This window comes from Allocatelliglobosispora scoriae, from assembly GCF_014204945.1.
In the GTDB taxonomy this organism is placed as follows: domain Bacteria; phylum Actinomycetota; class Actinomycetes; order Mycobacteriales; family Micromonosporaceae; genus Allocatelliglobosispora; species Allocatelliglobosispora scoriae.
On sequence record NZ_JACHMN010000002.1, the window covers coordinates 927,380 to 946,036 of the forward strand.

The 18,657-nt window shown below is 70.0% G+C and carries 19 protein-coding genes, 1 tRNA gene and 1 pseudogene; 10 read left to right on the plus strand and 11 right to left on the minus strand.

From position 1 onward, the window contains the following. Positions 1–12 precede the first annotated feature (12 nt). From F4553_RS09840 to F4553_RS09850, 3 genes and pseudogenes are all read left to right on the plus strand, one after another. Entirely contained in the window at positions 13–333 is a 321-nt protein-coding gene (locus F4553_RS09840; RefSeq protein ID WP_184830645.1) for a transposase, read from the plus strand. Beyond that, the gene (locus F4553_RS09845; RefSeq protein ID WP_221469632.1) at positions 330–1,298 is read left to right on the plus strand and encodes an integrase core domain-containing protein; all 969 of its coding nucleotides are present in this window, start codon (positions 330–332) and stop codon (positions 1,296–1,298) included. Before F4553_RS09840 ends, F4553_RS09845 begins: the two co-directional genes overlap by 4 nt. A gap of 286 nt (positions 1,299–1,584) precedes the next feature. Continuing rightward, positions 1,585–2,031, plus strand: a pseudogene (locus tag F4553_RS09850) (site-specific integrase); the annotation flags it as partial. A gap of 59 nt (positions 2,032–2,090) precedes the next feature. Here F4553_RS09850 and F4553_RS09855 read toward each other — a convergent pair. Further along, positions 2,091–2,164: transfer RNA gene (locus F4553_RS09855), tRNA-Pro, on the minus strand. A 90-nt stretch (positions 2,165–2,254) separates the two neighbouring features. Next, a complete protein-coding gene (locus F4553_RS09860; protein WP_184834706.1) occupies positions 2,255–4,333 on the minus strand; it encodes a prolyl oligopeptidase family serine peptidase in 2,079 nt (692 codons plus the stop codon). Between the two features lie 126 nt (positions 4,334–4,459). On the opposite strand from F4553_RS09860, the gene F4553_RS09865 reads away from it, so the two are divergent. Continuing rightward, positions 4,460–4,687: a P-loop NTPase family protein gene (locus tag F4553_RS09865; RefSeq protein WP_376776201.1), complete on the plus strand. Its 228-nt coding sequence runs from the start codon at positions 4,460–4,462 to the stop codon at positions 4,685–4,687. 442 nt (positions 4,688–5,129) lie between these two features. Here the strand turns inward: F4553_RS09865 and F4553_RS40860 are convergent, their stop codons facing one another. After that, on the minus strand, positions 5,130–5,480 hold the full coding sequence (locus tag F4553_RS40860) for a VOC family protein (protein ID WP_312875148.1): 351 nt from the start codon (positions 5,478–5,480) through the stop codon (positions 5,130–5,132). On the opposite strand from F4553_RS40860, the gene F4553_RS40865 reads away from it, so the two are divergent. Continuing rightward, a complete protein-coding gene (locus F4553_RS40865) occupies positions 5,449–5,646 on the plus strand; it encodes a hypothetical protein (RefSeq protein ID WP_246466265.1) in 198 nt (65 codons plus the stop codon). The genes F4553_RS40860 and F4553_RS40865 overlap by 32 nt on opposite strands. A gap of 213 nt (positions 5,647–5,859) precedes the next feature. Here the strand turns inward: F4553_RS40865 and F4553_RS09875 are convergent, their stop codons facing one another. After that, positions 5,860–6,354, minus strand: coding sequence for a GNAT family N-acetyltransferase (locus F4553_RS09875; RefSeq protein ID WP_184834708.1), 495 nt, complete (start codon positions 6,352–6,354; stop codon positions 5,860–5,862). Between the two features lie 35 nt (positions 6,355–6,389). After that, complete coding sequence (locus tag F4553_RS09880) at positions 6,390–7,010, minus strand: L-threonylcarbamoyladenylate synthase (protein WP_184834710.1); 621 nt, start codon at positions 7,008–7,010, stop codon at positions 6,390–6,392. Between the two features lie 82 nt (positions 7,011–7,092). Between F4553_RS09880 and F4553_RS09885 the strand changes: the two genes are divergently transcribed. Further along, the gene (locus tag F4553_RS09885; protein WP_184834712.1) at positions 7,093–11,217 is read left to right on the plus strand and encodes a CHAT domain-containing protein; all 4,125 of its coding nucleotides are present in this window, start codon (positions 7,093–7,095) and stop codon (positions 11,215–11,217) included. A 20-nt stretch (positions 11,218–11,237) separates the two neighbouring features. Here F4553_RS09885 and F4553_RS09890 read toward each other — a convergent pair whose 3' ends face one another. Further along, positions 11,238–11,762: a phosphatase PAP2 family protein gene (locus tag F4553_RS09890; protein WP_221469839.1), complete on the minus strand. Its 525-nt coding sequence runs from the start codon at positions 11,760–11,762 to the stop codon at positions 11,238–11,240. A gap of 110 nt (positions 11,763–11,872) precedes the next feature. On the opposite strand from F4553_RS09890, the gene F4553_RS09895 reads away from it, so the two are divergent. After that, the gene (locus tag F4553_RS09895) at positions 11,873–13,237 is read left to right on the plus strand and encodes a diacylglycerol/lipid kinase family protein (RefSeq protein ID WP_221469840.1); all 1,365 of its coding nucleotides are present in this window, start codon (positions 11,873–11,875) and stop codon (positions 13,235–13,237) included. Here the strand turns inward: F4553_RS09895 and F4553_RS09900 are convergent. Then, complete coding sequence (locus tag F4553_RS09900) at positions 13,215–13,724, minus strand: winged helix-turn-helix transcriptional regulator (RefSeq protein ID WP_184834716.1); 510 nt, start codon at positions 13,722–13,724, stop codon at positions 13,215–13,217. The genes F4553_RS09895 and F4553_RS09900 overlap by 23 nt on opposite strands. A 55-nt stretch (positions 13,725–13,779) precedes the next feature. Here F4553_RS09900 and F4553_RS09905 point away from each other — a divergent pair, with 55 nt between their 5' ends. Next, the gene (locus tag F4553_RS09905; RefSeq protein ID WP_184834718.1) at positions 13,780–14,292 is read left to right on the plus strand and encodes a PaaI family thioesterase; all 513 of its coding nucleotides are present in this window, start codon (positions 13,780–13,782) and stop codon (positions 14,290–14,292) included. A 153-nt stretch (positions 14,293–14,445) separates the two neighbouring features. Here F4553_RS09905 and F4553_RS09910 read toward each other — a convergent pair whose 3' ends face one another. The 3 genes from F4553_RS09910 to F4553_RS09920 all read right to left on the minus strand — a co-directional run bounded on the left by F4553_RS09910 (position 14,446) and on the right by F4553_RS09920 (position 16,403). After that, positions 14,446–15,231 carry a class I SAM-dependent methyltransferase gene (locus F4553_RS09910; RefSeq protein ID WP_184834720.1) on the minus strand — a complete coding sequence of 262 codons (786 nt, stop codon included), beginning with the start codon at positions 15,229–15,231 and terminating at the stop codon, positions 14,446–14,448. Positions 15,232–15,327: 96 nt separating this feature from the next. Beyond that, positions 15,328–15,528 (minus strand): DUF397 domain-containing protein, encoded by a 201-nt coding sequence (locus tag F4553_RS09915; protein WP_184834722.1) that lies wholly within the window; start codon positions 15,526–15,528, stop codon positions 15,328–15,330. Positions 15,529–15,548: 20 nt separating this feature from the next. Then, positions 15,549–16,403: a helix-turn-helix domain-containing protein gene (locus F4553_RS09920; protein ID WP_184834724.1), complete on the minus strand. Its 855-nt coding sequence runs from the start codon at positions 16,401–16,403 to the stop codon at positions 15,549–15,551. 188 nt (positions 16,404–16,591) lie between these two features. Between F4553_RS09920 and F4553_RS09925 the strand changes: the two genes are divergently transcribed. Together F4553_RS09925 and F4553_RS09930 are read left to right on the plus strand one after the other, a co-directional pair. Further along, positions 16,592–16,885, plus strand: a complete 294-nt coding sequence (locus F4553_RS09925) for a hypothetical protein (RefSeq protein WP_184834726.1) — start codon at positions 16,592–16,594, stop codon at positions 16,883–16,885. Continuing rightward, positions 16,882–17,118, plus strand: a complete 237-nt coding sequence (locus F4553_RS09930) for a hypothetical protein (RefSeq protein ID WP_184834728.1) — start codon at positions 16,882–16,884, stop codon at positions 17,116–17,118. The genes F4553_RS09925 and F4553_RS09930 overlap by 4 nt, the downstream gene beginning before the upstream one ends. A gap of 149 nt (positions 17,119–17,267) precedes the next feature. Here F4553_RS09930 and F4553_RS09935 read toward each other — a convergent pair whose 3' ends face one another. Further along, entirely contained in the window at positions 17,268–18,632 is a 1,365-nt protein-coding gene (locus tag F4553_RS09935; RefSeq protein ID WP_184834730.1) for a condensation domain-containing protein, read from the minus strand. Positions 18,633–18,657: the final 25 nt, after the last annotated feature.

The following is an 18,657-nucleotide window of genomic DNA, read 5'->3' on the forward strand; positions in this document are numbered from 1 at the left end:
AAGGAGTTGACCATGGGTCGTCCGCCCCAGTTCCCGGTCGAGGACAAGCTGCGCATCGTGCTCAGCGTCCTGTCCGGGGAGATGACGATCGTCGAGGCCGCGAGGCGCAACCAGACCAGTGAGCAGTCGATCGGCCGGTGGAAGCAGCAGTTCCTCGAAGGCGGGAAGGCGGGTCTGGCCGAGGGCGGCCGGGTCGTCGACAACCCGCGTGAACGGGCCCTCCAAGAGCAGATCGACGAGCTGACCAGCGCTCTCGGCGAGGCGCATGTCGAGTTGCGGGTGTGGAAGAAGTCCGCGGAGTACCGGCTGGCCCCTTCGAGGACCTCGAGGTGATCCGCGTAGCTGCGGCGATGCCGGTCTCGAGGTTCACAGCGCTGACCGGCATCCCGCGTCGCACCTACCACCGGTGGCAGGCCAACGCCCGGGCCGGCGGTCGGGCGAAGGGGCCGTGGCCGGCACCGGTCGTCGACCTGATCGAGCCCCTCGTGGCGAAGTACGCCGACGACTGGCCGGGCTGGGGACACCGCAAGATCTTCGGCCTGATGCGCGCCGACGGCATCGCGGTGTCGATCTCCAGTGTGGAGCGGGCGATGCGCCGCCGCGGCCTGCTCCAACCCGTCGACTACCAGGGCCTGCGCCGGGAACTGGCGAAAGCGCGCAAGGCGGCGTTCGCCGACCCGCCGACCGGGCCGTTGCAGGTGTGGCAGCTGGACTTCTCCGAGTACGAGACCACCACCGGCGGGGTCTGGCGCCTGGCCGGGGTCTGCGACTACTACTCGAAATACGAGTACGGATGGCACATCGCACCCACCTGCACCGGCGCGGACGCCATCGCCTCGGTGCGCCTGGCGATCGCCGAGGCCGAACGCCTCGCCGACGGAGTGCCTCTCGCGGAGCAGCTCACCGACCCAGCCACGGGGAAGATCACCCGGATCAAGCTGGTCACCGACAACGGCGGCGCGTTCAAGGGCCACGCCTTCGCCGCGTTCATCGCCTCCCGCCCCGAGCTCCTCCACATCCGCACCCGCCGCAAGAGCCCAGGCCAGAACGGGGTCCGGGAACGCGCATTCGGCAGCCTCAAATACGAGCACCTCTACCGGATGGAGATCGAGACCCTGCCCGACCTGCACCGCGAGGCCGAAGCGTACCGGCAGGTCTTCAACCACATCCGCCCGCACGAAGCCCTCGGGTTCTACCGGCCGATCGAGGTCCACCACGATCCAGGACTGAAACCCCAGCCCACACCCAAGATCCCGAAACCCAACCTTCAACCGACGAATCTTGAGCCAGGTTCTTGACGCGGGACATTGCGTCTCAGCTCGGGCGTCGCGGAGGTTGTAAAGCGCGTGATTGGGAACCGCGTTGTCCTTGCCCACCACCTGCGATGCCTCCCCTTGTCGTCAGTGGATGCCTAGTCGCTGCCTACCTCATGCCGTTGTCCCGGTGGCTGCTAGACCTGAGAATGCCGCTTCCGGTCGGATTGACTGGGTCCATCGAAGAAAGCGAAATCGATGGAGGTAGGCGGAATGGATCAGCCAGCACTCCCCCGGCGCGGCCGGCTTGCCTGCCACTCCCGGATCGTCGCGGGGCACCAAGGGCAAGCGCGCCCGACGCGTCCCCATCATCGAGGAGCTGCGCGACCTCGTAGGCGCCCGTCTCGACACCGCTAAGACACCGACCACCCGTCTGTTCACTGGCCCGCGCGGAGGACGGATCAGTACCGCCGTCCTGCGGGACGCCACGCGCTGGGACGAGGTGATCCGGAGCTTGGGTTACGAGCACCTGCGGCGCCACGACCTCCGGCACACCGGCCTCACCTGGATGGCCGACGCAGGGGTACCCGTGCACGTCCTAAGAGTCATCGCCGGACACGGCTCGCTCACCACGACACAGCGCTACCTACACCCCGACCGGCGGAAAATCGACGCCGCCGGTGCGTCCCTGAGCGCCCACCTGACCGGCCCCAGGTCCCCCGATGGTCCCCCGCCGATCAAGGAGAATGACGAGGACGAATCTCCCGAAACGCCGTAGATCACGAAAGAGCCCCGCTGAACTGCCATAATGGCAATCAGCGGGGCTCCTTATTGCTGTCGGGCTGGCCGGATTCGAACCGACGACCCCCTGACCCCCAGTCAGGTGCGCTACCAAGCTGCGCTACAGCCCGATGCTGCCCCATCGGATCTCTCCGCTGCGGCAGCCCGTACAGCGTAGCGCACACCTCGGACTGCCAGCGAAGGCACCCTCCGTGTCCGCTTCAGTCCTCCTCGTCCAGGTCCAGCCCCGTCGCGTTCGCCGCGAACCCCAGCTCGTCGGCGACCAGCTCGATGCTGTTGGTCACCGCTCGCTCCGCGTGCCCCACATCGGCCTCCCGCCGGATCAGCACCGGCCGCCGCGAGCTGGTCGCGTGCTGCAGCGCGGCGGCCATCTTCCGGGCGTGCAGCGGGTCCACCCGGCTGTCCCCGTCGAACACCGTGAACAGCACGTGCGGATACTCGGTCTCCTCCACCACCCGGTGATACGGCGAGTACGCCAGCAGCCAGCCGAACTGCTCGGCGTCGGAGACGGTGCCGTACTCGCCGCTCCAGGTCATGCCGAGTCCGAACTTCTCGTAACGGATCATGTCGAGCAGCGGCGCGCCGCAGATCGCGGCGTTGAACAGCTCCGGGAACTGGGTCACCGCGGCGCCGACGAGCAGGCCGCCGTTGGAGCCGCCCGCGACGCAGAGCCGGTCGGGGGTGGTGATGCCCTGGTCGGCGAGCCACTGGGCGGCGGCGCGGAAGTCGTCGAAGACGTTCTGCTTGTTGGCGAGCATCCCGGCGCGATGCCACTGCTCGCCCTCCTCGCCGCCGCCGCGCAGGTTGGCGACGGCCCAGACGCCGCCTGCGGCGACCCAGGCGGCGATCTCGGAGGAGAAGTGCGGGCTCCAGCCGACGTTGAAGCCGCCGTACCCGTAGAGGACCGTGGGGTGGGGGCCGGGCGGGGTGTCGCGGTTAGTGATGAGGAACATCCGGACCGGGGTGCCGTCGCCGGAGGTGTAGGTGACCTGCTTGGCGGTGATGCCGTCGGGTACCGGGGCACCGGGCGGGCGGGCCCAGACGTCGACGCTGCGGTCGCGGCCGTCGAAGCGGTAGACGGTGGGCCGGGTGGCGAAGTCGGTATAGGTGAACCAGGCCTCGCTGTGCTGGCCGGGGCCGGTGCGGAGCTGGCCGACGGTGCCGACGCCGGGCAGGGCGATCGTCTCGAGGAGCTCACCGGTACCGAGGTCGTGGACGGTGAGCTCGCTGACGGCGTGCCGGGTACGTGCGACGAGCAGCAGCTTGCGGGGCAGCTCGGGTGCGTCGAGGATGGCGTAGTCGGCGAGCACCGCGTCGGGGTCCTCGGCGATCAGGTCGCGCCAGTCGGCGTACCCCAGCCGGTCTGGCGTGGTGACGCAGAGCCGCCAGCGCGGCGCGGACCGGTTGGTGAGGACGTAGGCGCGCCCGTCGTGGATCTCCACGTGGGTGAAGGCGTCGTCGGCCTCCTTCTGGACGAGCTCCAGTTCCGGGTCGACGGCGTCGAGGTCGGCGACGTGGATGTTGTTGCGCGGGTCGGTGCCCTGCTTGTCGGTGACGGTGAGCCAGCGGCGGTCGGTGGAGATCCCCACGGTGAAGTAGCGACCAGGACCGGCGTCCTCCCCCGCGACGAGCCGGTCGGTGTCGGGGTGGTCGCCGAGGCGGTGCAGGTAGACGCGGCGGTAGAGGTAGCCGGTGCCGTCGGGCATCGAGTCGCGGGGCAGGTGCCGCACGTAGTAGAAGGCCTCCTCGCCGGGCACCCAGGCGAGGTTGGTGAACCAGGCCCGGTCGATCGGGGCCTCGACGAGTGCGCCGGACTCGACGTCGAGCACGTGGATGACCGACTCCTCGGAGCCGTTGGCGGAGATGCCGTAGGCGACGTACCGGCCGTCGGGCGAGGGGGTGGCGAAGTCGAGGACCGTATGGCCGGTCGGGTCGATCGCCATCGGGTCGATGAGCAGCCTGCGGGTGCTGTCGGCCCGGATGACCCAGAACGACGCGTGCTCCTGGCCGGCGTCCCGGCGGGAGTAGAAGAGCTGGCCGGCGACCCGGGTCGGCGACGACACGGTGCCCGCGGTCAGGAGCCGGGCGACGCTGTCGCGGAACGGCGTGCGACTCGACCAGCTCCGCCGGTGTGCGGTGAGCAGTTCGTCCTGGGCCGCGGACCACTCCTTGGCCTGCGGCGAGGCCGCGTCCTCCAGCCAGCGGTAGGGGTCCGCTACCGGCTGGCCGTGAATCATGTCGACGATGTCTAGCCGTGGCGCGTCGGGGTAGGCCGTCATGCCTTGAGTGTTACCCACCAAAGCACGCCGCTGTATACACCGGATATCCAACTCTATGAACCGGACGGTTCACCTCACTACGATGCGAAACGCATGACCAGGCGGTTCCGCAGGAGGAGGCGCACATTGCGTGAGAAAAACTCATTCGCGTTGGCGGCGATCGGCCTCCGCAAGGCGTTCGGCACGAAGATCGCCGTCGATGACCCCGATCTGATGGTCCCCGCCGGTTCGCTCTTCGGGCTCGACGGCCCCAACGGCGTGGGCAAGACCACGACGCTGTCCATGAAGACCGGCCCGCGCGATCATGAAGCGGCGTCTGGGACCAAGCACGGGGCACGGGCTGGGCGGATGTAGCGCGGCACGGGCTCAGCGCGGCGCCAAGATCGTCGCGACTCTTCAAGAGTTGGTGTTATCGGTGGGTTAGGAGCTCGACGACGAGGAGCCGATCGAAGCTCAGGGCGGTCCCCCCGGCGCAAGCTCCGTTCGGACGAGACGCTCGCAGGTGTGCCGACGTGTGCGATCCCGCCCCGCGAAGATCACGTCTAATTCAGGAAACCAGACGTGATCATGGGCCATGATCACGTCTGGTTCAGGGAAAGCGACGTAATCACCCCACCACTCTTCGGCGACGCGAGGCGCTCGCATGGATCCTCCCCATGTGATCACACCGTTTTCCCCAAAGATGGCCTGATCAAGGTCCTTGATCAGGCCATCTTTGGGGAAAACGGTGTGATCACCGAACGACGAGCTCGCCCTTAGGACCAACTCTTCAAGAGTTGGCCCTAAGGGAGCGCGATCAGTCGCGGCCCTGCCAGGTGGTGATGCAGGCCTCGTTGCCCTCGGCGTCCGCCAATACCCAGAATCGCGGGGCCGCGGCGTCGGAGAGCAGGACTCCGCCGGCGGCCAGTGCCGCCGCGATGCGCTGCGGTGCCTCGTCGTGCGGCACCGAGACGTCGAAGTGGATGCGGTTGCGCTGCGGCCTCGGGGCATCCATCTGCTGGAACCAGATCGCCGGGTTCTGCCCCAGCGGGTCGACGATCGGGTCCTCCGGGCCGGGCGAGCCGGGCTCGTCGGCATAGCCGAGGATCGCCTTCCAGAAGGGACGGATCGACGCGATGTCGAGCGCGTCGATCGCGATCTCCAGCACCTGCACCGACCGGGCCCCCGCCCGACTGCGGTTGCGTGGCGAGGCCCAGCTCGGCGACGGCGGCGGAGATCTGCTGGCTCAGTTCCACGTCCCGGACGTCCGCCCAGGCGGAGGCGGGGTTCTGCAGGGTGACGATCACGTGGTCCGCGCGCAGGTCGAGCCGTAGCCGCCCTGCGTCGTCGGGGCCGGTGAGCGCTGCGGTCCGGGACGCGACGTCGGCGGCCTGCGCCAGCGAGGCGACGGCGATGTGGGTCCGGATGAAGCCGAGAACGAACCGCCAGCCCAGGTCGCTGACCGCATCGGAGATCGCTTGACGGCTCAGCCGCTCATGAGGTGCCATACCCGCATCCTGGCACCACCCACCGACACCGCACCGCGATCACGACACGGGTGAGAGCGCGCGCCGGTATCGGGTGACGGGCAGGCCGCGCCAGGTGTCGCGGGCCGACTCGGCGAGGAAGCCCAGGTGGCGGTAGAAGCCCTGCGCGTTGGTGTTGGCGTCGACGACCCACAGGACGCACTCCGCGTACCCCGCCGCGGCCAGGAAGGCCAGCCCGTCCGTGACGAGCAGCCGCCCGGCGCCCAGACGCTGAGCCGCGGGCAGGACGTAGACGGCGTGCAGCTCACCCTCGGGACCGGTCTCGGCGGGTCCGCTGAGGCAGCACCCGATCGGCACCCCGCCGGACTCGACGAGCCCGATCCGGAACGCGGGGTCCTCGGCGACCCGTGCCCAGTTGGCGGCGGTGCGGACCAGGTCGAGGCCGTCGACCATGGCGCGGTTCAGGTGGCCGTAGGTCGCTTCCCACGAGACGAGCTGGATCGAGGCGATCGCCTCACCGTCGGCGGCCTCGGCGACACGCAGGCTGAGGGGCACGAGGGCAAGGCTACCGCGCGGTTGTCACCCCGCCCCTACTCGAAGCGGGACGGATCCCCGGCGCCGACGCGGATGATCTCGGGCTCGTCCTGGGACAGGTCGATGACGGTGGTCGGCTCCGTCCCGCAGTCACCGGAGTCGATCACGGCGTCGAGCACGTGGTCGAGGCGCTCCTTGATCTCCCAGCCGCTCGTCAACGGCTCGGTCTGCCCGGGCAGGATCAGCGTGCTCGACAGCAGCGGTTCACCGAGCTCGGCCAGGAGGGCCTGGGCGACGGTGTGCGCGGGGATGCGTACCCCCACGGTCTGCTTCTTGGGGTGCAGCAGCCGGCGCGGAACCTCGGACGTCGCGGGCAGGATGAACGTGTAACTCCCCGGAGTGACGGCCTTGACCAGCCGGAACACCGCGTTGCTGATCTTCACGAACTGCCCGAGCTGCGCGAAGTCGCGGCAGACGAGCGTGAAGTGGTGCCGGTCGTCGAGGTGGCGGATCTCGCGGATGCGGTCCAGTCCCGCCTTGTTGCCCATCTGGGCCCCGAAAGCAAAACAAGAATCCGTCGGGTACGCGATGAGTCCCCCCTCGCGCACCACCTCGACGACCTGCTTGATCGAGCGAGCCTGCGGATTGTCGGGGTGCACGTCGAAATACCTGGCCACCCCGTGAGCCTATCCCGTCGGGCCGCCGCCGTGACCCAACCGGCTGGTTTCGCGGCTTGTCCGTCGTTGTAAAGATGTGGAGATGGTCGATGTCGCGCCGAGGATATTCCTGTCCTATGCCCACGATTCGGCCGAGCACCAGCAGGCCGTCAAGGACCTGTGGTGGCTCCTGCGCGAACTGGGCATCGACGCGAAGCTCGACATCGCCGACGAGCAGCCCGGGCAGAACTGGCCGATCTGGATGCAGCAGCAGATCGACGCCGCCGACTTCGTACTGGTCATCGCCTCGCCGGAGTACCGCCGCCGCGCCGACGGCGAAGCACCGCCCGACGAGGGCCGGGGCGTCTGGTACGAAGCCCACCTGCTGCGCGACATGGTCTACGACAGCAAGGGCGGCGCGCTGCGGCGGATCCTGCCCGTGGTGCTGCCCGGCCGGTCCGCAGCCGAACTGCCCCGCTTCTTCGGCCGCGCCACCAGCAACCACTTCGTCGTCACCGCGATGACCGAGCCTGGACTCGGACGGCTGCTCGGCGTGCTGCTGGGCGAGCCCGGCACCACCGAGACGCCGCTCGGCCGACGGCGGCAACCCGCACCGCTCGTGCATGAGCTGGCGATCGACGTCACCGTCGACGCCGGACGCCTCCACAGCCGCGTCGAACTCGCCGGAACCCTGCTCAGCGAACAGGACGCGGCGATCCCGCTCGGGCTCGCCGACGCCTGGAGCGTCCTGCGCCGTCCGCCGCTGGAAGCCGGCGGCGAGCTCGCCGAACGGGGACGGGCGCTCACCGCCGCCCTCTTCGACCCGGACGCGCTGGCCCGGCTGACCTCGCTGATCACCGAGTCCGCGCTCGGAACCGCCGTCGACGTCGTCGTCACCACCGACGGCGCCGGGCTGGCGCTGCCCTACGAGCTGATGCGGCTCGCCGACGACCGGGCCTTCGCCACCGTCGCCGGGGTACGCCTGACCCGCCACGTCCGGGGCATCGACCGCGCCGACACGGCACCCGTGGCCGGGCCGCTGAAGATCCTCGCCGCCGTCGCCGCGCCCGAGCGGACCAGCAACCAGCCGCTGGACGTCGAGGCCGAGATGCAGGCGATCATCAGCGTCACCCAGGGCCTCGACGCCGAGGTGACGATCCTGGAGGTCGCCTCGCCGCAGCAGATCGCCAACGCGCTGCGCCGCGACCCCTACCACGTGCTGCACCTGTCGGCCCACGGCTCACCGGTCGGCCTGGAGATGGAGGACGAGGACGGCAACGCCGTCCCGGTCGTCGCCGCCGACCTGGTCAAGGTGCTGCGCCACGGCAACCGGCCGGTGCCGCTGATCGTGCTGTCGAGCTGCGCCGGTGCCGGCGGCGGCGACACCGGCCTCGCCGCCACCCTCGTCCGCCAGGGCGCCGACCGGGTGATCGCCGCGCAGACCACCATCTCCGACCCCTACGCCACCGCCCTGATGTCGCGCGTCTACCAGCGGCTCGCCACCGCCAACGGGTCGGTCGCGGAGGCGCTGGCGTTCGCGCGGACCAGCCTCTTCGACGAGGCGACCGCCGCGACGGCCCGCACCGGCCACGCCGTCCGTCCCGAGCACGGTGTGATGACGCTGCTCACCTCCGGTTCCGACGCGCGCCTCTGCGATCCGGCGGCGACCGTCGTGCACCTGCGCCGGCCCATGCTCGCCCCGTCCGGGGCCGGGGTGCGGGAGCTGGCTCTCGGAGAACTGATCGGCCGGCGCGGTCCCCTGCGCAGGACCCTGCGGGCGCTGCGCGACGACCCCCGGTCCCTGGCCGAACACGGGCAGACCTGCGGCGTCGCCCTCACCGGCATCGGCGGGATCGGCAAGACCGCGCTCGCCGGACGGGTCATCGCCCGGCTCAGCACCGACGTGGAGCCCTGGAGCACCGCCGTCCACATCGGCGAGTGGAACCCTTCCGAGCTGCTGATCCGCATCTCCGAGGCGGTCGGTGACCCCCGCGTCAGCGAGTTCCTCCTGTCGTCCGCCGACGACGCCGACAAGCTCGCGCTGGTGTTCGCGCTGCTCTCGCGTACCCGGCTGCTGCTCGTCTTCGACGACTTCGAACGCAACCTCACCGTCGGCGGCGACCGGTTCAAGGACCCGGGGTTCGCCGAGATCTTCGCCCGGCTCTGCGACTCCACCGGCGCCGGACGGGTACTGGTGACCTGCCGCTATCCCATACCGGACGCGGACGACCTGCTCAACGTCGACATTCCGCCGCTGACACCGGCCGAGCTGGACCGGTTGCTGCGCCGGCTGCCCGCCGTCGATGCGCTCGTCGGCGACGACCGGCGGATCATCATCGAGACCATCGGCGGGCACCCGCGATTGATGGAGTTCGCCGACGCGCTGCTGCGCGGGCAGTCCGGGCGGGGGCGGCTGCGGGAGGTGGCGGTGCGGTTGCGGCGGCTCGCGGCTGACACCGAGGTGAGGATCCCCAAATCCAAGGCCGGTGCTCCGGGAGCGGCGGAGGCGGCACGGCAGGTGGTGCTGCTCGGCAGCCGGGACATCCTGCTGGACGAGCTGCTCGCTCTGCTCACCGGAACGCAGCGGGAACTGCTGCTGCAGGCTGCCGTCAGCCGGATGCCGCTGCCGCTGGGAGACCTGATCCTTGCGGTTCACGGTGAGGCACCGTCATCGGCTGATGCCCGCCGCACCGCCGAGGACGCGGACCGACTGATCGACCTGACGCTGCTCGCGACGGTGGAAGGCGAGCTCCAGGTGCACACCTGGGTCAACGAGGCGCTCGGGTCGCATCAGGGGGTTGAGCTGATGACGCGGCAGGTCCGCGCCATCGCCATGCACATCCAGCGACTGGATTCAAGGAGAGCTATATACAGTGATCTCACCGAACTGGGTCGTCACTATGCGGCGGTCGGGGACTTCGACAACCTAGCCCACTTCGCACTCGACGTATGTCGACAGCTTCCCGGCGAGCTGACCGTGGCCGCATTCCTCAACGACCTGAGGCCAATGCTCGCTGATGATCATCCCCTTTATCTCACGCTCTTGGATCGCGAGCGCGAGGCACTGGCGAATACGGGCAATAGCATCGCCACCTCGCGGATCGTTAATGAGATGCTTCGGCTCACTCGTTCGCGGGCCTCCGCCGACCCCGCCGACATTGAATACCAACGAGACCTCAGCATCGCCTTGAATAGGCTGGGCGACCTCGCCCGAGCAGCCGGCGACATGGTCACCGCCCGAGCCAGCTACACCGAAAGCCTCACCATGGCACGCCGACTCACCGCAGCCGACCCCACCAACATCCAATACCAGCGCGACCTCAGCGTCTCCCTGACCAAGCTAGGCGACCTCGCCCGCGCAGCCGGCGACATGGTCACCGCCCGGACCAGCTACACCGAAAGCCTCACCATCGACCGCCAGCTCACCGCAGCCGACCCCACCAACATCCAATACCAGCGCGACCTCAGCATCTCCATGAACAAGCTAGGCGACCTCGCCCAAGCGGCCGGCGACATAGACGCCGCCCGGACCAGCTACACCGAAAGCCTCACCATCCGCCGCCAGCTCACCACCACCGACCCCACCAACATCCAATACCAGCGCGACCTCAGCATCTCCATGAACAAGCTAGGCGACCTCGCCCAAGCAGCCGGCGACATAGACGCCGCCCGGACCAGCTACACCGAAAGCCTCACCATCCGCCGCCAGCTCACCGCAGCCGACCCCACCAATCTCGAATATCAGCGCGACCTAAGCGTCTCCCTGAATAGGCTGGGCGACCTGGCCCAAGCAGCCGGCGACATAGCCGCCGCCCGGTCCACCTATACCGAAAATCTCAACATCGCGCGCAAACTCACCACCACCGACCCCACCAACATCCAATACCAGCGCGACCTCAGCTACTCCCTAACCAAGCTGGGCGACCTCGCCGAAGAACTAGGCGATATGGCCACCGCCCGAGCCAGCTATGCCGAAAGTCTCACCATCGACCGCCAACTCACCACCACCGACCCCACCAACATCCAATACCAGCGCGACCTCAGCATCTCCCTCAGCCGGGCAGGCCTGTTGGAGGCAGTTGGCGGAAATCCAACGGAGTCGGCCGTCTACATCCGTGAGGCCAGGGCGATCGTCCAGCGGTTGTCGGAGATAAATCCGGCAGATGCCCAATACCGTCAGGACATCACCTACTTCGATGCACTACTGGAAGAACTCACCGATCGCTGATGACGGCTCTCCGCGAGCCACTACGGGAAACGCCGGACCAGCCGGCCGACGGCGGCACCGATGACCGACCCGATCATCGACCCCGCCACCACGTCCCCCGGGTAGTGCACCCCGGTGTGGATCCGCGAATAAGCCACCCCCGCCGCCAGCGCGTGCAGCGGCGCCGAGGCCGGGACCAGCACATCCCCCACCGCCGTGGCGAACGCGAACGCCGAAGCCGAGTGCCCCGACGGGAACGACGTAGACACCGGCATCCGCACATGCCGCGACGCCGCCACCGCAGCTGCCGCCCGGTCCGGTCGCCCCCGCACCACGGTCGTTTTCACGGCAAGGTTGACCACCGCCGACGTCAGCGCGATCGCCGCGGTCCCGGCGAGCGCCGCCCGCCGCCCGCGGGCCCCGGCGACCAGGGCGAGCCCGCCGGCGATGCCGAACCACAGCCGCGAGTAGTTGGCCGCCGTGGAGAGCCCTCGCATCCCGATGTCGAGGTTGGGTGTGCTCGTGCCCGCGACGGCGGCGTAGACCACCCGATCGACCTGGTCCATCTCGGCGACGATCGCGGCCGCCCGGCCGCGCAGGGACCGGCGGGCACGAGACGACGCAAGCGTTACCGGACGGTGATGACGCGGGGCATCCATCCTGCGAGACTACGGCGGTGGACCCTTCCGCGCAGAAGCCATCGCTCATCAGCCGGATCTACGCCCTCGCGGCGCTGACCGCCCTGGTGCTGGCGGTGGCGACCTTGGCGTACCTGTTGGTCAATCAGATCCTGGTCCTGATCGGCGCGATCGCGGCGCTGCTCGTGGCGGTCTTCGCGGCCTGGACCGCGCTCATCAACCGCGGCGTGCGGCGTGCGGTGAGCCTCGGGGTCGCGGTGCTCGCGCTCGCCGGTTCCGTGCTGCTGCTGGGGGCGAAGGGCTTCGTCGGCGTGGGGATCGTGGTGAGCCTGACGGTCGCGTCGGCGCTCGCGGCGCGGGCCGCGATCGGACGCCACCGGCCGCTCGGGCTCGGTGAGGCGCTGCCGCCGGGCATGGTCGCGGTGGGCCGCGCCGACCGGCCGGTGCTGCTGCTCAACCCGCTCTCCGGCGGCGGTACGGTCGAGCACACCGACCTGCAGGCGCAGGCGCGCAAGCGCGGTATCCGGACCGTGGTCCTGGGCGAGCGGGACAACCTGCGCGGCATCGCCGAGCGCGAGATCACCGCGGGCGCCTCGGCGATCGGGGTGGCGGGCGGCGACGGCTCGCAGGCGCTCGTCGCCGATGTCGCGCGGCGGCACAACGTCGCTTTCGTCTGCGTACCGGCGGGGACCTTCAACCACTTCGCGCTGGATCTCGGGCTCGATCGGCAGGACCCGGTCGCGGCGCTCGACGCCTTCGGCCCCGCCGTCGAGCGCCGCATCGACCTCGGCATCGTCAACGACCGGGTCTTCGTCAACAACGCGTCGATGGGCGCCTACGCCACGATCGTGCAGTCCGAGGACTACCGCGCGATGAAGTTCGCCACCACGGCGGGTATGCTGCCGGACCTCATCGGCGCCGACACGACCGGATTCGACCTGCACTTCGTCGGGCCGCAGGACGAGGCGTTCAGCGCGGCGGACGTGGTGCTCGTGGCCAACAACCCCTACGCAGTGGTGACGCCGGTGGGGCTGGGGACCCGGCCCAGTCTCGACACCGGCGAGCTCGGCCTGTTCGCGCTCCGCGCTCGGGCGCAGGACCCCCCGGTGGTACGCCACGCGGTGCTGACCTGGTCGGCGGCCGAGTTCCGGGTGGACTCGTCGGCGACGGTCGCGGTGGGGCTGGACGGCGAGGCGATCCAGCTCGAACCGCCGCTCGTCTTCCGCACCCTGCACCGGGCCCTGCGCGTACGCCAGGCGCGCCACTCCGTGGCCCCGGTCGCGCTGGGCCACGCGCCGGGTGTCCGGCAGACCGCGGTCGCGCTGCTGCGCCTGGTCGTCGGCCGTCCCGCGTGGTCGTCGGCCGCCCGGGCGGCCGGGGTCACGCCGCCGCGACCGTCGTAGGCCGGCCGGCGGCGGGGATGCGGCGGTGCGCGCCGGGGCCGGGGCGGGCGACGACGTCCCTCGGCGAGTCGATGTCGTGGCCGTCCGCGCAGGTCAGACGGGTGCGGACGGGGGCGCCGCAGTCGCGGTGGGCCATCTCGACCGGCGAGCCCTCGGGGTCGGCGAGGTAGCGGTCGCCCCACTCCCAGATCGCTACGAGCACCGGGTAGAGGTCGAACCCCTTCGGCGTCAACCGGTACTCGTGGCGCTCGCGCTCGCCCGCCGGACGGTACGGGTGCCGGTGCAGCACACCCCGCTCGACCAGCATCGCGAGCCGGTTGGTGAGCACCTGCCGGGGGATGTCGGTGTGCTCGCGCATCTGGTCGAAGCGGCGCACGCCGTTGAAGACCTCGCGGAGCACGACGAAGGTCCAGCGCTCGCCGAGGATCCCCATGGCCCGGGCGACCGTGCAGTTCTCGACGGACCAGTCCAGCGCGGGTGGGTGCATCACACCACGCTAGGTCTTGTTGACAGACTCAGCAAGCCGGTGCGAGGCTGAGTTCATGACGCAGACTCAGAGTCCTTCCGAGCCGAGGACCCGCACCTTCACCTGGGACGACCCGTTCGGAGTCGACTTCGCGGCCGTCGCCAAGCTCAGCGGGCTGGAGCTGATCCAGGAGATGATCGCCGGACGGCTGCCCGCCCCGCCGATCATGCGCCTGATGGACATGGAGAGCATGGAGGCGCAGGAGGGCCGGGTCGCGGTCACGATGCGGGCGCAGGAGTTCCACTACAACCCGCTCGGCGGGGTGCACGGCGGCGTCATCGCCACCCTGCTCGACACCGCCGCCGCCTGCTCGGTCCACACGACCCTGCCCGCCGGTACGTCGTACACGTCGCTGGATCTGACCACGAAGTTCCTGCGGCCGGCGTCGGTCGCCTCCGGCCTGCTGCGCTGCGAGGGCCGGGTCATCTCGCGCGGCCGGCGGACCGCGCTCGCCGAGGCGCAGCTCACCGACGAGGCCGGGCGCCTGATCGCCCACGCGACCTCGACCTGCCTGATCTTCGAGCTCTAGGCCCCGCGCGCCGGGAGCGGCCCGGCCCGGAGCGGCGCGTCCCTGGCCTGAGCCCCCGTCACGTTTTGCAGCAAAGCGTGGCCATTTCGCTTCGCGAGGCCACGCTTTGCTGCAAAACGCCCCGGGTTGACCGCGCGGCCAGCCCGGGGCGGGTCAGAGCGGCTTGATCGCGCGGGTGGCGAAGTAGCCGGGCATGTGGTCCTTCGTGCCGTCGGCGTGGTGCGGCGCCTCGCTGAAACCGCTGATCAGGAACCCCGCCGCGAGCTGCCCGCCGATCTGCTCGGCGAGGCTGTGGCTCCACTCCAGCGGCGCGTCGGCGCCGAAGCGCTCCGCGCGCTCCTCCGCCGTGTAGTGGGTGACGTCGCTGTAGGGCAGCTTGTGCTTCACGACCATCTCGCCGGTCTTGTCCAGCAGGACGCTGTCGAAGAGGTAGAGGTCGGGGTTGAGGAACCCCGCGAGCAGCGTTCCGCCCGGCCGCAGCACCCGGAAGCACTCCCGCCAGACCGGCGCGAGCTCCGGGCTGAACAGGTTCGAGACCGGGTGGAAGACGAGGTCGAAGCCGGCGTCGGGGAAGGCGCTCAGGTCGCGCATGTCCCCCAGGACGGTACGCAGGTCGAGCCCGTCGCGCCGCGCCACGAACTCGTCCTGGCCGAGCTGCTTGGGGGAGTTGTCGAAGACGGTGACCCGGGCGCCGGCCGCGGCGAGGGTCGGACCCTGCTGGCCGCCGCCGGAGGCGAGGCACAGGACGTCGGCGCCGACGAGCGGCGGAAACCATGACGGGTCGACTGGTTGGTAGCCGATGAGCACCACCGACCAGTCGCCGTTCCGCGCTCGTTCGATCACGTCGGACGAGACAGGCCGAGACCACTCGTCCTCCTGGTCCACCTGGATGTCCCAAGCGAGACGGTTATGGGCGACGGGATCGATCTCAGAGGTCATGACCACGGAGGTTAGCCGCTGATCACGACTCGACCAACGCGGTTTACCAACACCACACCGACAGCCCCGCACCTGTGGCCGTCGGCGTCTACCTACTTACGTGGTGAGGTCGAACTCGCCGGCCTTGACGCCCTCGATGAAGGCACTCCAGTCACCGGCGTTGAAGGCGAGCTGTCCGCCCTCACGGTCCTTGCTATCGCGCAGGTGAACCTGCTCATCGGCGTACCGCGCCTCGACACACGCACCGTTGGTGCCGCTGCGGGTGCTTACCCGCCAGGTGTGGTTCAGGGCCCTCACGCTTGCTCCATCTCATTCGGTTAGACGATTTGGTGGACCATGTCGCGAATGAGCTTAAGGGATTCGGCCTTGCTGAGTGACGCGGCGCGAAGCTCGTCGAAGACAAGCCGATAACGATGTGCGTCGGTGTCGTCCTCGACCGACATGCCGTTGACCGCCTCGTTGAAGACGATGGGCTGATCGGGCGGCGGGAACTCGATGATGGTGAAGCTCGCGGTCATGCCCGGGTGCAGCGCGTGGACGAGCGGCAGGATCTGGATCGAGACATGCGGGCTGCGAAGCGTGACGTCGACCAGGTGCAGCAGCTGCGTGCGCTGCACCTCCGGCCCGGCGAAGCAGCGCCGCAGCACGGCCTCGTCCATCACCGCCCAGAGCTTGAGGGGCTTGTCGCCGACGAGTCGGCGCTGGCGGGTCAGCCGGATCTCGACGAGCCGGTCCGACTCCTCCGCCGTCAGCCGCGGGATCGCCTGGCTGTTGAGCGCCTTCGCGTACTCCTCCGTCTGCAGCAGGCCGTTGATCACCGCCGCGTCGAAGCAGAGCAGTGACGTGCCCTCGTCCTCGAAGCCGATGTAGCTGGCGTACGGACCGGTGATGCTCGAGCCGAAGTGGCTCCACCAGCGCCGCTCCTTGGAGTCGCGGGCCAGCATCTCCAGCTCGCGGTGGATGTCGGGGTTGGTGACGCCGTAGAGGCTGAGCAGGTCGCGCAGGTCGCGGGGGCGCAGCGCCTGGCGGGCCGTCTCGACCCGGCTCACCCAGGAGTCGGAGCGCTCCAGGCGCTTGCCGACCTCTTCGCCGGTGAGCCCGGCGTCCGTGCGCATCAGCCGCAGGATCAGCCCGAGCCGTCGCCGCCGGACCGTGGGATTTCCGCTGGCCATGGCCACTCCTCCCGAGTTAGCCGCCATCTTAGTGTCGACGCCGTCACTCTGAGGTACCCGGACACGGGTGACACCTCCCCCAACCGTGTCATATTCCTGCCGCCACCGGTTAAATTGGGCAGCCGATTCTTGCAGTTGCGTAAATCGTCTGCGACGCTGACGGGGATGGATCTCGAGGAGGTGCCGCGATGGTCGACCCGACCACAGTGGAGTCCGCCGTGGAGCACGGTGAACCGCCCGCTGAACCCCCTGCTGGTTGCACCGATCCGGGCGTGTGGCAGATCGCTCACGAGCTCTACCTAGCCCATCGTGGCCCGTCCGGACAACCGTGTCCAGAGTGCGGTGAGGCCTCCCCGTGCGCCGGCGACGACCTGGCCAGGCAAGGCCTCGCCACCGCGCTCGGCGAGCAGGTGACGATGTCGGGCTACTGGCAGGCGCTCGCCGGTCTGCGCCGTCGACGCGCCACCGCGGCGGCCTCGTGAGCCGCCTGCCCTTCCCCGCCGGGCTCATCGATCTCTGTGTTCAGGTTCTCGCCGAGCATCACGACGACGGCACCGGCACCTGCGCCGCGTGCCGACGGCGCCTGGGCGACTGCAGCGCCCGCCGCAATTGCACAAATGTGCTGCGGCGCGCCGGCTACAACCCGGCGAAGTTCGACACCACCGCGCTGATGGGTGAGACGGCCTACGTCAGGCCGGCCTTCGTCTTCGAATAGCACGGGGCAGACATCTCCTCCCGCACCGCCTGTCAGGGGGTGGAGGCGGGCCTGGGGAGAGCAGGGGACACGGACCGCACCCCGTTCCCCGCCTGGGCGGGAAGCTTGCGAAAGCTCGTTTCCCGCCCATTGGTGCGTCCGGAGCCCGGTCAGGCGCTGCGGAACGCGTCGTAGAGCGCGCGGACGGAGTCCTCGCCCAGCGCCGCCATCGTGACGAGGCGTTCGAGGTCGCCGAGGAAGTCGGCGGGCCCCCTCGGCTCGAGGAACCCGCGCTCGACGCAGAGCGCCAGCGTCGCGCTCTCGTCGAGGCGGTGCAGGTAGAGGAAGAGGTTGGCGCCCTTGGGGGTGTTGGGCGGCGCCCAGCCGGTGATCCGGGTCGCGCCGAGCAGGCCCGGGATCGTGGCGACGGCGGCGGCCGCGGCGGCGGGATCGGCCCGGCGGCTGATCTTCTCCGCCGGGGCGAAGCGGACGTCGTTGAAGAAGCAGTACCCGTCCGGGGTGATGCCGCGCCGCTCGGCCGCGGCCGCCACCAGCGCGTCCAGGGCGCGCGGGTGGTATTCGCAGTGCCAGTAGGAGTTGAGCGCCGCCTGCACCGCCCGGCGCAGGAACGCCGCGACACTCTCGTCGGCGATGCCGAGCCGGAACAGCGCGTTCTGGTTGAAGGCACCGACGAGGTCGCGGCTCTCACGGTGGAACCTGGTCGCGACGATCGTGCGCAGCGCCGCCTCGCTCTCCCCGGCGTACGCCGCGAGCAGCAGCGACGACGCGGCCAGCAGCACGACCGACGGCGCGACTCCACCGTGGATCGCCAGCGCCCTCGTCGCCAGTGCCAGCGCCGGGGACTCGATCCGGGCCCAGACGAAGTCGGGCGCGCGATCGCCCCGAACGCTGGCGATCATGCGGTCCGGGATCTCGGCGAGCTGCTCGGACCAGAACGCGAGCGCCTTCGCCTCCCGCTGCCGCCCTTCGGCGGAGGCCTCGTAGGCGGCCCGCTCCAACGGCTGCTGCCCCGCCGGGCCCGGCTCGGCACCGGCGAGCAGGGCGTCGAGGTCGGCCAGGACGATGCGCAGGCTCCAGCCGTCGAGCGCCATGTGGTTCAGGGCGAGCAGCAGGGTGACCGGCCGGTCGTCGCGGCAGAGCACGGCGACCCGCAGCGGCAGGTCGGTCGCGTTGTCGAAGGCGGCCGCCACGAGCCGCGCCGCGACCTCCTCCTCGTCGGCGTCCCGGTGCACCTCGACCGGGATCTCGCCGCTGCCCCGGGCCTCCTGCCGGGGTCCGTCGGGGGTGTCGTAGTAGACCGAGCGCAGCGAGTCGTGCCGCTCGACCAGCACGCGCAGCGCGGTGCGGACCGTGTCGAGGTCCGCACCGGCCGGCACGTCGCAGCGGGCGGAGAGGTTGAGCGAGGCGTCACCCGGCGGCAGCCACGCGAAGACGTCCCAGATCGCGATCTGCCCCCAGGTGAGAGGTCCGACGCCGGTGCGGGCCGCCTGGAAGCGCAGCGGTGCTTCACTCATGAGACTCCGTGGTGTACGCGGGATG